Source organism: Paraburkholderia solitsugae (genome assembly GCF_013177695.1).
In the GTDB taxonomy this organism is placed as follows: Bacteria; Pseudomonadota; Gammaproteobacteria; order Burkholderiales; family Burkholderiaceae; genus Paraburkholderia; species Paraburkholderia solitsugae.
This window is the reverse complement of sequence record NZ_WOEY01000021.1, coordinates 35,851-50,748: the sequence shown is the minus strand read 5'-3', so window position 1 is coordinate 50,748 and position 14,898 is coordinate 35,851. Positions and strand designations below refer to the sequence as shown.

Sequence of the window (14,898 nt, the reverse complement as noted above, 5' to 3'; positions counted from 1 at the left end):
ATCAAATGTTTCAGGACTGGTCCAACCATGCGCATACTGCTAGTCGAAGACGACCGGATGATCGCCGAAGGCGTGCGCAAGGCGCTACGCGGCGAAGGCTTCGCGGTCGATTGGGTGGAAGACGGCGACTCGGCGCTCAGCGCGGCGACCGCCCAACCTTACGATCTGGTGCTGCTCGATCTCGGCCTGCCCAAACGCGACGGCCTCGACGTGTTGCGCACGCTGCGTGCCAAAGGCCACGCGATTCCCGTGCTGATCGTGACCGCGCGCGATGCGGTCGCCGATCGGGTCAAGGGTCTCGACGCCGGCGCCGACGATTACCTTGTCAAACCTTTCGATCTCGATGAACTCGGCGCCCGCATGCGCGCGCTGATTCGCCGCCAGTCGGGCCGCAGCGATTCGACGATTCGCCACGGCAACCTGACGCTCGATCCCGCGTCGCATCAGGTCACGCTCGACGGTTCGCCGGTCGCGTTGTCGGCGCGTGAATTCGCTCTGCTCGAAGCGTTGATTGCACGGCCCGGCGCGGTGCTCTCGAAGAGCCAGCTCGAAGAAAAAATGTACGGCTGGGGCGAGGAAATCGGCAGCAATACCGTCGAGGTCTACATTCACGCCCTGCGCAAGAAGCTCGGCGCGGACCTGATCCGCAACGTTCGCGGTCTTGGCTACATGATCGCCAAGGACGCCTGAGCCGATGCGTTCGATTCGCCGTCAATTGCTGTTCTGGCTGCTGGCGCTGGTGTTGCTCGGCGTCGGCATTGCGGGTTGGCTGATCTACCGGCAAGCACTGGCCGAAGCCAACGAACTGTTCGATTACCAGTTGGAGCAGATCGCCGCGGCGCTGCCGGCGGAACCGTTTTCGCAGGTGCTCGGTTCGCGCGACACCGGCGACGAAGGCATCGTGCTGCAAATCTGGAATCGCAACGGCGTGTTGATGTACTACTCGCGACCGCGTGCGCCGCTCGCGCCGCGCGCCGAACTCGGGTTTTCGACCGAGCATACGGATCGCGGCGATTGGCGCGTGTACGGCGCGATCGTCGGGGATAACGTTGTGCAGCTGGCGCAGCCGGTTTCGGTCCGTAACCGGCTCGCGGCGAATGTCGCGTTGCGAACCCTGTGGCCGTTGATTGTTCTGCTGCCGCTATTGGGCCTGGCGGTGTGGGTGGTCGTCGGGCGCGGACTGCGGCCGTTGCGGCGCGTGACCAGCGCGCTCGACGCACGTCACCCCGAGGCGCTCGATCCCTTGCCCGATCAGCGTTTGCCGCTCGAAGTGCAGCCGCTCGTGCGCGCGTTGAACGCCCTGCTCGAACGGCTCGCCACCGCGCTGGATATTCAAAAAGCATTTGTCGCCGATGCCGCGCACGAATTGCGCACGCCGCTCGCCGCCGTGCAGATCCAATCGCAACTGGTAGCCCGCGCGAAAGACGACGCCGCGCGCAGCGAAGCGCTGGCCGATCTGCAAGCGGGCGTCACGCGTGCCACGCGTCTTGCCGAGCAATTGCTGGCACTCGCACGTTCGGAACCGGACGGTCACACCGCTACAAACGCGATCGATCTGCGTGCGCTGCTGCAGGACTGCGTGGTGGCATACGCGCCGCTTGCGCAGAATCGCGGCGTCGATCTCGGTATCGACGCGAGCGAACCCGCCACAGTGACCGGCGACGCCGATGCGCTGCGTGTCATGTTCAACAACCTGGTTGATAACGCAACCAAATACACGCCGCAAGGCGGCCGCGTCGACGTCAGTCTGCATATCGACGAGGGGCATCCGGTGGTGCGGATTGCCGACAGCGGGCCGGGCATCGAGCCGGCTGAACGCGGCCGCGTGTTCGATCGCTTCTACCGGGCCGGCGCCGGCGCGAACCGCGCGCGCACCGATGTTGCAGGTACCGGTCTTGGCCTCGCGATCGTGCGCCGCATTGCGACGCAGCACCATGCGGCGGTGAGGCTCGACGAATCGCTTGCAGGTGGTTTGCTGGTCGAAGTGCGCTTCTGAATGTGAAGCTTTCTGTTCGTAAAGTGGCTCGAACGCGGCTTAAACACAGCTTAAACGAGGCTTAAAAACAGGCTTGAAGCGATCTGGCGCTGCTTAAGACTCTTTTAAGCGATGCCACGTACGCTTCATCTCATTCCAAAGCCTCTTTCTCCCAGTCAGGAGTACACGATGAACGCGAAAACCTTGTCCCGTAGCGCTGTTGCAGTGGCTGTCGCCGTGGCGCTCTCCGCCGGCTATGTGGCGGGTCATCGCGACGTGCCCGCGCCGCAGGTGATCGCGCCAGCGCAGGCCGCGATGATGCCTGCTGAAGCCGCCGCGAAAACCGGTATCCCTGATTTCTCGGGTCTGGTCGAAACCTACGGCCCGGCTGTCGTCAACATCAGCGCGAAGCATGTGGTCAAGCAGACTGCGTTGCGCGGCAACGGTGGCAATAGCGCCAACGGCGGCAACCAGTTGCCGATCGATCCGAGCGATCCCTTCTATCAGTTCTACAAGCACTTCTTCGGCGGCATGCCGGGCATGCAAGGCGGCGACGGCGGCGATGCGCCCGATCAGCCGAGCGCGAGCCTCGGCTCGGGATTCATCGTCAGCAGTGACGGCTACATCCTGACCAATGCTCACGTGGTGGACGGCGCGAACGTTGTCACCGTGAAGCTCACCGACAAGCGCGAATTCAAGGCAAAAGTGGTTGGCGCCGACAAGCAGTCCGACGTCGCCGTGCTGAAGATCGATGCGAGCAATCTGCCGACTGTGAAGATCGGCGATCCGCGTCAGAGCAAGGTCGGCCAGTGGGTGGTCGCGATCGGCTCGCCTTACGGTTTCGACAACACGGTGACCTCGGGCATCATCAGCGCGAAGTCGCGCTCGCTGCCGAACGAAAACTACACGCCGTTCATCCAGACCGACGTGCCGGTGAACCCGGGTAACTCGGGCGGCCCGTTGTTCAATCTGCAGGGCGAAGTGATCGGCATCAATTCGATGATCTATTCGCAGACGGGCGGCTTCCAGGGCCTTTCGTTCGCGATCCCGATCAATGAGGCGATCAAGGTCAAGGACGACCTCGTCAAGACCGGCCATGTGAGCCGCGGACGTCTCGGCGTCGCGGTGCAGGGCATGAACCAGACGCTGGCCGATTCGTTCGGCATGCAGAAGCCGCAAGGCGCGCTCGTCAGCTCGGTCGATCCGGGCGGCCCGGCCGCCAAGGGCGGTCTGCAACCGGGCGACGTGATTCTGTCGGTGAACGGTGAGCCGGTCGGCGACTCGTCGGATCTGCCGTCGCAAGTCGCCGGTCTGGCGCCGGGCAGCAAGGCCACCGTGCAGGTGTGGCGCGACAAGGCCACCAAGGACCTGACGGTAACGATCGGTGCGTTGTCGGATGCGAAGGTCGCCTCGGACAAGGCCGATCAGCCGACCCAGTTGCAAGGCCGTCTCGGTGTGGCGGTGCGGCCGCTGACGCCGGAAGAGAAGAGCAGCGCGTCGGTGTCGCACGGCCTGCTGGTGCAGCAATCGGGCGGCGCGGCTGAAAACGCCGGCATCGAACCGGGCGACGTGATTCTGGCGGTCAACGGCCGGCCGGTCTCGAGCGTCGATCAGTTGAAGCAGATGATCGCCGGCGCGGGCAACAGCATCGCGTTGCTAATCCAGCGCGATAACGCGCAGATTTTCGTGCCGGTCGATCTCGGCTAAGCGGAAATTGAATGCATTGAAGTAACGCATGCCGGTCCTTGCACTTACTGCCGACGGACCGGCATTTTTTTCACCCGTTTCAAAGCCGTGAGGCAGGGCGCTCTGCGCCGCGTGGCGTGGCGCAGCAGCGGTTTCCAGACGACGCAAACTGGGCTTGGCATGCAGGTTGCGTCTACCTTGATCCGGACCCACTGAGGGATGCCGGACGATAAGGGCCTTAAGAAGGAGCGAACCGATGAAAACCCAACGCAATCAGCGAAGGATCGTAGCCGCTGCGGTATGCGCAGCGCTCACGCTCGGTCTGGCGGGCGGCGCGTATGCGCAGCAGGCGGGCCAGGCGACGGGCGGCACGACCACGGACAGCAGCAGCGCGGGCAATGCCAATGGCGGTGGTATGCCGCAAATCCAGCATAGGGGCGACGTCTCGTTCGTGTCCGGCGGCGTCGGTCTTGACGAATCCACGGCGCTGCGGCAAGCGGAAAGCCAGTGGCCGCTGTCGATGCGCTTCACCGGCCCCGGTTCCGATTTTCTCGCCGACGTCCACGTGCGGATCGTCGACGCGCATGATGGCGATGTGCTGACCGCCACCTCGCGCGGTCCGTATATGCTGGTCAAGCTGCGCCCGGGCCGCTACACGGTGCACGCGCAATACCAGGATCACGACCAGACCAAGTCGGTGACGGTCCCAGCCAAGGGCACGGCCAAGGCGGCGTTCTACTGGAATACGCAATAAGCGTCCCACCTTCTTGAGTAGCGCCGGACGAGACGCCCCGGCGCTATTCAGGAAGGCCGCGCAATCGGCAGAAGTTTGGCCGATAATGAAGCCACGGGCACCCCCCGTGGCTTTACTATTTACACGACCGCACAGCGAGCGACACCCCACCCCGGAGCCGAGACATGAGTGATGCCCCGACACCCCACGTACACCCCGACGCAGGCACGGGCGGGCACACCATCGCGATCAGCGGCAACCACCACCGGGTGCGGGTGATTCATGGCGGCGTGACCATGGCCGACACCCAGGCGGGACTCACCCTCACCGAAACCGGTCTGGCGGACGTGTTCTATTTCCCGCGTGGCGACGTCAACATGGCGCGCCTCGAACGCTCAACACATACTACGCACTGCCCGTTCAAGGGCGAGGCTTCGTACTTTCATCTGCGCACCGAAGACGGCCTGGTCGAAAACGCCGTATGGAGCTATGAGACGCCGCTCGAACCGGTCGTAAGAATAAAAGGGTATCTCGCGTTTTACGCATCGCGCGTCGACCGCATCGATCAGACGTCCTGACCGGCTGTCGCGCGTTCATCGGGGAGGCTGCCATGGAAGTGAACGACGCGTTACGGATTCCGCTTGCGCCGTCCGACGTTTGGGACGCGTTGCAGGACCTCGCCTTGTTGCGTGCCAGCCTCGACAATTGTGAGTCGTTTACGCGGCTTAGCCACGGAGAATATGCGCTCGCCATGACGGTGCCGCTCGGGCCGTTGCGCGCGCGTTACGAAGCGCGCGCCCATGTCGCCGGGCAGGATTCCGGACCGGCGGACGCGCAGCGCCGCACCATCAACTTCAAGGCGCGAGCCGAGGGCATCGGCGCGTTGCGCGGACAGATCGAAGTGAGATTGCGCGCCGACGATGGCTCGCATGGGATCGGCAGGGAGCGGGGCACGCGGATCGATTACACGATCTGGGCGACCTCGTCCGGGCCGCTCGCCGAACTGCCAACGCGCCAGCTCGAAAACGCGCTGCATCAACTGGCCGACGATTTTTTCGACGAGTTCGGCGCGGTCGTTCGCGCCAAGCATGGGCAAGGGCCGAACCGTGTACGCGGTTCGGCGGCGCGGCGGCAGCACGTGTTTCTGCGACCGATCACACTCGGCGGCATGGCCCGACGGATCCGGTCGGATCATGGCAATGCGCTGACCGGGCGGGCGGCAAACGCGTCGCATGGGGTATCCCACGGTGTGTCACATGGGGTCTCGCATCACGAGTCCGGTCCGCATGTGGTTCCGAACTGGGCGTGGGCGGCGATGATTTTTCTCGTGGCGCTGCTGTTGTATGTGGCGCGCTGGATTAGCGAACACTGACGGCCTGGCCTCGCGCACCGCTGTCGTGCCGGCGCGACTACGAAATCCTGGTGGGTGACTACGAAACGCCGTTGGCCACACGGCGGCTTTATCCGCTTTTGCCGGTCTAAGCCGCGCTCAAACGCCGCGAAATTCCCGCCGCCATGCGGACGGCGAGGTGCGGAACGCCTCCGCGAAATGTTGCCGTAGCGAGGCGGTCGAGCCGAAACCCGCAATCCCCGCAATCGCTTCCACCGACTCATCCGAGCTTTCCAGCAGTTGCTGCGCGCGGGTGAGCCGCTGCGTCAGCAGCCATGCGCCGACGGTCGTGCCGGTGGCGAGCCGGAAGCGCCGCGTAAAGGTGCGGCGGCTCATCAATGCGCGCTCGGCGAGCGTATCGAGCGTATGCGGTGCATCCAGATTGCCACTCACCCACTCGAGCAGACAAGACAGGCGGTCGCCGCGGACGTTCGGCGCCACCGGTTGTTGAATGTATTGCGCCTGGCCACCCTGCCGATGCGGCGGGACCACCAGTCGGCGCGCGACATAGTTCGCCGCCTGCGCGCCGCACATCTTGCGCAGCACATGCAGGCAGCAGTCGAGGCCGGCGGCGGTGCCGGCCGAGGTCAGCACGTTGCCGTCGTCGACATAGAGCACGTCGGGATCGAGCCGCACGCGCGGATAGCGGCGCGCGAAGTCGTCCGCCCACGCCCAGTGGGTCGACGCCGGCCGGTTGTCGAGAATGCCGGTGGCAGCCAGCACGAACGCGCCGAGGCACAGCCCGACCAGTTGGGCGCCGCGTGCATGGGCGGCGCACAGTGCGTCGAGCAGGGCGGCGGGTGGCATCTCGTTCGGATCGCGCCAGCTCGGCACGATGATCGTGTTCGCATCGGCGAGTGCTTCGAGTCCATGCGTGACGGCGATCGAGAAGCCGGCGGTGGTGGTCAGAACGCCGCTCTCGGCCGCGCAGACGCGAAAGTCGAAATCGGGCAAGCCGCCGTCGCTGCGGTCCTCGCCGAACACCACGCACGGTACCGAAAGATGGAACGGGTTGATGCGGTCGAACGCGACTACCGCGACGATGTGGCGGGGCGCGTCGCCGCGCGCCGCAGTGGAGGAGCTGGGGGTAGCCATCAGTCGCAGTCGCCCTATGAAATTCAACGAAGATCCAACGATGGCCCGATTCTAGCGAATATTGTCATTCGGGTCGCTATCGGCAAAACGGCGGTGGGCGAACAATGCAGTCATCGCCGCTGCCTATGCAGCGCCCACCCCGGGCCACGCAGCGCGACCCTTATCTGACAGGAGTCTTGCCATGACTACACCGCGCCGTGCGCTGATCGTTATCGACGTGCAGAACGAATACGTGACGGGCGATCTGCCGATCGAATATCCGAATGTGCAAACCTCGCTGGCGAACATCGGCCACGCGATGGACGCGGCGCGCGCCGCCGGCGTGCCGGTGGTGGTGGTGCAACATTTCTCGTCGGCTAGCTCGCCGGTGTTCGCGCGCGGCAGTGAAGGCGCCGAGCTGCATCCGGTGGTGAGCGCGCGGGCACGCGATCACTATATTGAGAAGTCGATGGCGAGCGTCTTTACTGGCACTGATCTCGCCGATTGGCTGGCCGCGCAGCAGATCGACACGCTGACGATCGTCGGCTACATGACGCACAACTGCGACGCGTCGACGATCAACCACGCATGGCATGCGGGGTTTGCCGTCGAATTTCTGCACGACGCAACCGGCTCGCTGCCCTATGAGAACAGCGCGGGCTTTGCAAGCGCTCAGGAGATTCACCGGGTTTTCAGCGTGGTCTTACAGTCGAACTTCGCGGCGGTGGCGAGTACGGAGCAGTGGATAGCGGCGGTGCAGGGTGAGGTAACGCTCGAGCTCGGCGATATCTACTCGTCGAATCAGAAGGCGCGGGCACGCCGGGTTGCCGCGTAAGTATCAAGTTAGTCTGACCGGGTAACCAGGCGGCCGGCGCCGCCCGGTTACCCGGTGCGCAACGCCGGACTCAGCCGCAGCGCATCGAACATCCCTACGACCATCTGCTCCGCATGCTTGCCGAAATCGGTCGCCTCCGGCAGAAACAGCATGTCGCGCAGCGAGCCGCTGACGAACGCATGCACCATTGCCGCCGCGATCCGGGTGTCGAGACCGGTCGGCAGTTGCCCTTTGGCGATCGCATTGCGCAGACCGCCTTCGATCTTCTTGAGCCCTTCACGCATATTAGTCTGATAGCGGACCATCACCGGCCCCATCTCTTCGACCAACTCGCACTTCAGAAAGAGGATGTCGAACACCCGCCGGCGGCGCGGGTCGTTGGCGGTGTCGCGCAGGCAGACCATGCAGACTTCCATCAGGCGCCCGAGTGGGTCGGGCTCATTGGGGTTTTGCGAGGCGGCCTTGAGTTCGTCCAGCGGCAGCAGCACGCGGTCGAACATTTCGGTAAACAGATCGCTTTTGTGCGCGAAATGCCAATAGATTGCGCCGCGCGTGACGCCGGCGGCCTGCGCGATGTCTGCGAGCGACGTGCGCGATACGCCTTTCTCGAAGAAAACCCGCTCGGCCGCGTCGAGAATGCTGTTGCGCGTCTCCTGCGCCTCTTCTTTGGTTCTTCTGACCATATGGGTGTGACCTGCCCTGATTGTGGGGTTTTCCCGGGCGCTTTTAAGTACGCTCGATGACAATCTGTCTGCGGTTAAGCAAATTTTGAACCAATCTTGCAGGCCCCCTGCCTACAAAGAACTAAACGCACTTTTACATGCATTCATGGATGTATATATAATAGCATCCCACGATCGGATAGCCCAAGCTGTGACGACCGGTTAATATCCGTCACTGTTGCCTTTCAAAACGCTCTTGCGCCGTGCCCAGATGGGCGGCGCCGTGCGGCATTTCCCCGGTATGGCGCATTTCGCTCAGGATGCCCCTGCAGGTGCGGTTTGCATCCACGGGCTTCCGGTCAGGCGTCGCAAGACGCATGTGTGCGCTGTCGTCCCCGGGGTAGGGATGCGCGCACTTTTTCATTCTCAGTCTTTGACAGAGGTCGCTCCATGCGCGTCGAACGGGTTCCATTCCGCTTAATCAGTGCCGCGACGGCTGCCGTATTGCTGGCAGCGTGCGGACCAAAACAATCTGCCCCGCCGCAACAAACGCCCGAAGTTGGCGTCGTCACCGTCCAGCCGACGACTGTGCCCGTCGTCACCGAATTGCCGGGCCGCACCAATGCTTTCCTCGTCGCGCAAGTGCGTGCACGGGTCGACGGCATCGTGCTGCGCCGCGAATTCACCGAAGGTGACCAGGTCAAGGCCGGCCAGCGTCTGTACAAGATCGATCCGGCACCCTACATCGCCGCGCTGAACAGCGCGAAGGCCACGCTGGCGAAGGCGCAGGCCAACCTCGCGACGACCACTGCGCAAGCCAACCGCTACAAGGTGCTGGTTGCCGCGAACGCGGTCAGCAAGCAGGACTACGACAACGCGGTGGCCGCTGAAGGCCAGGCCGCGGCTGACGTCGCCGCCGGCAAGGCAGCGGTCGATACGGCGCAGATCAACCTCGGCTACACCGACGTAACCTCGCCGGTGACCGGCCAGATTGGCATCTCGCAAGTCACGCCGGGCGCTTATGTGCAGGCGAGCGCCGCCACGCTGATGTCCACGGTCCAGCAACTCGATCCGGTCTACGTGGACCTGACGCAATCGAGCCTCGACGGTCTGAAACTGCGCCGCGAAGTGCAGGAAGGGCGCCTGAAAACGACCGGCCCGGATGCCGCCAAGGTCTCGCTGATCCTCGAAGACGGCCGCACCTATTCGGAAAAGGGCAAGCTGCAGTTCACCGACGTGACGGTCGACCAGGGCACCGGCTCCGTGACGGTTCGCGCGATCTTCAAGAACGCGGACAAGGTGCTGCTGCCGGGTATGTTCGTGCGTGCCAGGATCGAGGAAGGCGTCAACGACAGTGCGCTCGTCGTGCCGCAAGTCGGCATCACGCATGACCAGAAGGGTCAGCCGACCGCGCTGGTGGTTGGCCAGGACAACAAGGTCGTGTTGCGTCAGCTGGTCACCTCGGGCACCTACGGTTCGAACTGGGTGGTCGAAAGCGGCCTGAACCCAGGTGACCGCGTGATCGTCCAGGGCACCGACAAGGTCCGCCCGGGCGCGCAGGTCAAGGCAGTCGCCGCGCAACTTCCCGCCACACCCGCCTCCGACGCATCCGCTCAGGGTGCGCCGGCCGCCAGCGGTGCTACGCAGATGGCGCAACCCGCTTCTGCTGCATCGGGCGCGTAATAACAGGGAGCCCGCCTCATGGCAAAGTTCTTTATCGATCGCCCGATTTTTGCATGGGTGATCGCCATTATTCTGATGCTCGCGGGTATCGCGTCGGTCTTTACGTTGCCGATCGCGCAATACCCGACCATCGCGCCACCGGCCGTGCAGATCAGCGCAACGTACCCGGGCGCATCGGCGAAGACGGTGGAAAACACCGTCACGCAGGTGATCGAGCAGCAGATGAGTGGTCTCGACCACTTGCTGTATCTGTCGTCCACCTCGGACGACTCGGGTACGGCAACCATCACGCTGACGTTTGCGGCCGGCACCAATCCTGACATTGCGCAGGTGCAGGTGCAGAACAAGCTGCAGCTCGCCACGCCGCTGTTGCCGCAAGCCGTGCAGCAGTTGGGCACCAAGGTCACGAAGTCGAGCAGCAGCTTCTTGCTGGTGATGGCGTTCGTGTCCGAAGACGGCAGCATGAACAAGTACGACCTGGCGAACTACGTCGCGTCGAACGTCGAGGACCCGGTCAGCCGGATCGACGGTGTGGGTACGGTGACGCTGTTCGGCTCGCAGTACGCGATGCGGATCTGGCTCGACGCCAACAAGCTGACCAACTTCGGCCTCACGCCGGTGGATGTGCAGACCGCGTTGACGGCGCAGAACGTGCAGGTCGCGGGCGGCTCGCTCGGCGGCACGCCGTCGGTGCCGGGTCAGGTGTTGCAGGCGACCATCACGGAAGCCACGCTGCTCAATACGCCTGAACAGTTCGGCAACGTGCTGCTCAAGGTGAACCCCGATGGTTCGCAAGTCCGCATCAAGGACGTGGGCCGTATCGAGCTCGGTGGCGAAAACTACAACTTCGACACCAAGTACAACGGCGCGCCGACGGCAGGTTTCGGTATTCAGCTCGCGACCGGCGCCAACGCGCTGGCCACCGCCAAGGCAGTGCGCGCGAAGATCGACGAACTGTCGAAGTACTTCCCGCACGGCCTCGTCGTGAAGTACCCGTACGACACCACGCCGTTCGTGCGCCTGTCGATCGAAGAAGTGGTCAAGACGCTGCTCGAAGGTATCGTGCTGGTGTTCCTGGTCATGTACCTGTTCCTGCAGAACCTGCGCGCCACGCTGATCCCGACGATCGCCGTGCCGGTGGTGCTGCTGGGCACGTTCGCGATCATGGGTGTGGTGGGCTTCTCGATCAACACGCTGTCCATGTTCGGGCTCGTGCTGGCGATCGGCTTGCTGGTGGACGATGCGATTGTGGTGGTGGAAAACGTCGAGCGGGTGATGGCGGAGGAGGGCTTATCGCCTCGAGATGCCACCCGCAAGGCGATGGACCAGATTACCGGCGCGCTGGTCGGCGTGGCGCTCGTGCTGTCGGCGGTGTTCGTGCCGGTGGCGTTCTCGGGCGGTTCGGTCGGCGCTATTTACCGGCAGTTCTCGCTCACGATCGTGGCGGCCATGGTGCTGTCCGTGCTGGTCGCGTTGATTCTGACGCCGGCGCTGTGCGCGACGATCCTCAAGCCGATTCCGAAGGGCCATCACGAAGTCAAGAAGGGCTTCTTCGGCTGGTTCAACCGCACCTTCGAAACGAGCCGCGACAAGTATCACTCGGGCGTTCACCACGTGATCAAGCGCTCAGGCCGCTGGCTGATCATCTATATGGTGGTGATCTTCGCGGTCGGCCTGCTGTTCGTGAAGCTGCCGAAGTCGTTCCTGCCTGACGAAGACCAGGGCACGATGTTCGTGCTGGTGCAAACGCCGTCGGGCTCGACGCAGGAAACCACGGCGCACGCGCTGAAGGACGTCTCCGACTACCTGCTCAACACCGAGAAGAACATCGTCGAATCGACCTTCACGGTGAACGGTTTCAGCTTCGCCGGCCGTGGTCAGAACGCGGGTCTCGTGTTCGTGCGGATGAAGGACTACTCGGTGCGTCAGCACTCGGATCAGAAGGTTCAGGCGCTGGTTGGCCGACTCTTCATGCACTTCTCGAGCTACAAGAACGCGCTGGTGTATCCGGTGAATCCGCCGTCGATTCCTGAACTCGGCACGGCCGCGGGCTTCGACTTCGAACTGCAGGATCGCGCGGGTGTCGGCCACGCAGCGCTGATGGCAGCACGCAATCAGTTGCTGGGCATGGCGGCGAAAGATCCGACGCTGGCTCAGGTGCGTCCGAACGGCCTGAACGATACGCCGCAGTTCACGGTGAACATCGATCACGAGAAGGCTTCCGCGCTTGGCGTTTCACTGGCGGCGATCGACCAGACGTTCTCGATCGCATGGGCGTCGCAGTACGTGAACAACTTCCTCGATACCGATGGCCGGATCAAGAAGGTGTATCTGCAAGGCGACGCACCGTTCCGCATGAACCCGGAAGACCTGAACGCCTGGTACGTGCGCAATACGGCCGGCGGCATGGTGCCGTTCTCGTCGTTCGCCAGCGGTACGTGGTCCTACGGTTCGCCGAAGCTCGAGCGCTACAACGGTATCTCGGCGGTGGAAATCCAGGGCGCGGCTGCACCGGGCAAGTCGACCGGTCAGGCCATGACGGCGATGGAAGCACTCGTGGCGAAGCTGCCGGCGGGTATCGGCTACGAATGGACGGGCTTGTCGTTGCAGGAACGCCAGTCCGGTTCGCAGGCGCCGATTCTGTACGGCATCTCGATCCTCGTCGTGTTCCTCTGTCTCGCGGCGTTGTATGAAAGCTGGTCGATCCCGTTCTCGGTGATCATGGTGGTGCCGCTCGGCGTGATCGGCGCACTGCTGGCCGCGACGTTGCGCGGGCTCGAGAACGACGTGTTCTTCCAGGTGGGTCTGTTGACCACGGTGGGGCTGTCGGCGAAGAACGCGATTCTGATCGTGGAATTCGCCCGCGAGCTGCAGCAGGGTCAGGGGATGGGGCCGGTCGAGGCCGCGCTGGAAGCTGCGCGTCTGCGGTTGCGTCCGATTCTGATGACCTCGCTCGCGTTCATTCTCGGTGTGATGCCGCTCGCGATCAGTAACGGCGCGGGTTCAGCCAGCCAGCACGCAATCGGTACCGGCGTGATCGGCGGGATGTTGACGGCGACCTTCCTCGCGATTTTCATGATCCCGATGTTCTTCGTCGTGATCCGCGCGAAGTTCGGCGGCGAGAAGGAAGACCCGGATGAGGCGCTCGCACACTACAACCAGCACCATCCGCATGATCCGCAAGGTGGCGGGTCGACCGATGAAGGCTCGGGCAAGGACGGACATTGAGATGCAAAAACACTCTTTGATAGCAGTGGCGGTTGCGCTGTTCGCCGCGGGTTGCACGATGGCGCCGAAGTACCACCGCCCGGCAGAACCCGTGACGGCGACCTTCCCGGCCGGCGGCGTGTACGACACGCAACCGGGCGCGGCGGGTACCGCGCGTACGGCGAACGGTCAGGCGGCCGCCGATATCGGCTGGCGTGATTTCTTCGCCGACGCGCGTTTGCAGCGGCTGATCGAAATCGCGCTGAAGAACAACCGCGATCTGCGCGTGTCGGTGCTGAATATTCAGGCATCGCAGGCGCAGTACCGGATCGTTCGCGCGGCGCTGTTCCCGACGCTGAATGCCGCGGCGTCGGAAAGCAAACAGCGCACGCCAAGGGACTTGTCGTCCACGCCGTCGACGGTCACGACCTCGTATTCAGTCGGTCTGAATGCCTCCTGGGAAATCGACTTCTTCGGGCGGATTCAAAGCCTGAAGGATCAGGCGTTGGCTCAGTACCTGGCTACCGCTCAGGCGCGCAAGGCCGCGGAAATCGCGTTGGTCTCGCAGGTGGCGAATCAGTACATGACGGTGCTCGAGCTGGACGATCTGCTGAAGGTTACGCAGGACACGTTGAAGACCGCTCAGGAGTCATACCGGATCACCAAGCTGCAGTTCGACAACGGCACGGGTTCGGAACTGGATCTGCGGCAGTCGGAAACGGTGGTCGACCAGGCGCAGGCTAACCTGCAGTCGCAGGCGCGTTTGCGGGCTCAGGCGGATAACGCGCTCGTGCTGCTGATCGGTGAGCCGTTGCCGGACGATCTGCCGCCGGGCATGTCGTTGGACAGCCAGAGTCTCCTGACGGATATTCCGGCGGGCCTGCCGTCCGATCTGCTGACGCGTCGTCCGGACATCATGGAGGCCGAAGAGAATCTGCTCGCGGCCAACGCGAACATCGGCGCGGCGCGCGCAGCGTTCTTCCCGAAGGTCTCGCTGACTGGCAGTTTCGGCACGCTGAGCCCGTCGCTTGGCGGGCTGTTCAAGCCGGGTTCGGCGGCATGGAGCTTCGCGCCGTCGATCACCTTGCCGATCTTCGAAGGCGGCGCGAACAAGGCTAATCTCGACCTCGCCACGGTGCAGAAGAACATCCAGATCGCCACGTATGAAAAGGCGATCCAGACGGCCTTCCGCGAAGTAGCGGACGGACTGGCGGCACGTGGCACGTACGATCAGCAGATCGAGGCGCTCGAGCGCAATACCTTTGCTGAACAGCGCCGGCTGGATCTGTCGGATCTGCGTTATAAGAACGGTGTCGACAGTTATCTGTCGGTGCTGACCGCGCAGAATGACCTGTATGTGTCGCAGCAGTTGCTGGTGACTGCGCGCATGCAACGTCTGCAGAACCTGGTCACGTTGTACCAGGCACTCGGCGGCGGCTGGATCGAACGGGACGGCGAGCAGCCGCGTCCGGCCGATGCACCGGTCGATTACGGTGCGGCGAGCGCGCCGGTGGCGGCTTCGGCAGCGACCGCGGGTTAAGTCTTGTAGTCTCGTAGCAGCAGGCGCTTGGGGTGGCTTTCGGTTTCATCAGGAAAGCTGTCCTGGGCAGCCGGTAATAAAAAACGCCACGGCATGCCGTGGCGTTTTTTTAA

The 14,898-nt window shown here is 63.5% G+C and carries 12 protein-coding genes; 10 read left to right on the top strand and 2 right to left on the bottom strand.

The features are described from left to right. The first annotated feature begins 27 nt into the window (after positions 1-27). From GNZ12_RS05630 to GNZ12_RS05605, 6 genes are all read left to right on the top strand, one after another. Entirely contained in the window at positions 28-690 is a 663-nt protein-coding gene (locus tag GNZ12_RS05630) for a response regulator (RefSeq protein ID WP_172309429.1), read from the top strand. 4 nt (positions 691-694) lie between these two features. Beyond that, positions 695-1,996, top strand: a complete 1,302-nt coding sequence (locus tag GNZ12_RS05625) for an ATP-binding protein (protein WP_172309428.1) — start codon at positions 695-697, stop codon at positions 1,994-1,996. Between the two features lie 168 nt (positions 1,997-2,164). After that, entirely contained in the window at positions 2,165-3,682 is a 1,518-nt protein-coding gene (locus GNZ12_RS05620) for a DegQ family serine endoprotease (protein WP_172309427.1), read from the top strand. Positions 3,683-3,917: 235 nt separating this feature from the next. Next, positions 3,918-4,415 carry a carboxypeptidase regulatory-like domain-containing protein gene (locus tag GNZ12_RS05615; protein WP_172309426.1) on the top strand — a complete coding sequence of 166 codons (498 nt, stop codon included), beginning with the start codon at positions 3,918-3,920 and terminating at the stop codon, positions 4,413-4,415. Positions 4,416-4,579: 164 nt separating this feature from the next. Further along, positions 4,580-4,972 (top strand): DUF427 domain-containing protein, encoded by a 393-nt coding sequence (locus GNZ12_RS05610; RefSeq protein ID WP_172309425.1) that lies wholly within the window; start codon positions 4,580-4,582, stop codon positions 4,970-4,972. A gap of 32 nt (positions 4,973-5,004) precedes the next feature. After that, positions 5,005-5,766 (top strand): CoxG family protein, encoded by a 762-nt coding sequence (locus GNZ12_RS05605; protein WP_172309424.1) that lies wholly within the window; start codon positions 5,005-5,007, stop codon positions 5,764-5,766. Positions 5,767-5,883: 117 nt separating this feature from the next. Here GNZ12_RS05605 and GNZ12_RS05600 read toward each other — a convergent pair whose 3' ends face one another. After that, positions 5,884-6,879, bottom strand: coding sequence for a helix-turn-helix domain-containing protein (locus tag GNZ12_RS05600; RefSeq protein ID WP_172309423.1), 996 nt, complete (start codon positions 6,877-6,879; stop codon positions 5,884-5,886). A gap of 181 nt (positions 6,880-7,060) precedes the next feature. Here GNZ12_RS05600 and GNZ12_RS05595 point away from each other — a divergent pair, with 181 nt between their 5' ends. Next, the gene (locus GNZ12_RS05595; RefSeq protein ID WP_172309422.1) at positions 7,061-7,693 is read left to right on the top strand and encodes a cysteine hydrolase family protein; all 633 of its coding nucleotides are present in this window, start codon (positions 7,061-7,063) and stop codon (positions 7,691-7,693) included. 47 nt (positions 7,694-7,740) lie between these two features. On the opposite strand, the gene GNZ12_RS05590 is transcribed toward GNZ12_RS05595, so the two are convergent. Further along, complete coding sequence (locus GNZ12_RS05590; protein WP_172309421.1) at positions 7,741-8,376, bottom strand: TetR family transcriptional regulator; 636 nt, start codon at positions 8,374-8,376, stop codon at positions 7,741-7,743. 429 nt (positions 8,377-8,805) lie between these two features. On the opposite strand from GNZ12_RS05590, the gene GNZ12_RS05585 reads away from it, so the two are divergent. From GNZ12_RS05585 to GNZ12_RS05575, 3 genes are read left to right on the top strand one after another with little or no spacing between them, the layout of a single operon-like run. Continuing rightward, positions 8,806-10,038, top strand: a complete 1,233-nt coding sequence (locus tag GNZ12_RS05585; protein WP_172309420.1) for an efflux RND transporter periplasmic adaptor subunit — start codon at positions 8,806-8,808, stop codon at positions 10,036-10,038. An 18-nt stretch (positions 10,039-10,056) separates the two neighbouring features. Then, a complete protein-coding gene (locus tag GNZ12_RS05580) occupies positions 10,057-13,266 on the top strand; it encodes an efflux RND transporter permease subunit (protein ID WP_172309419.1) in 3,210 nt (1,069 codons plus the stop codon). A gap of 1 nt (position 13,267) precedes the next feature. Then, positions 13,268-14,785: an efflux transporter outer membrane subunit gene (locus GNZ12_RS05575; protein WP_172309418.1), complete on the top strand. Its 1,518-nt coding sequence runs from the start codon at positions 13,268-13,270 to the stop codon at positions 14,783-14,785. Positions 14,786-14,898: the final 113 nt, after the last annotated feature.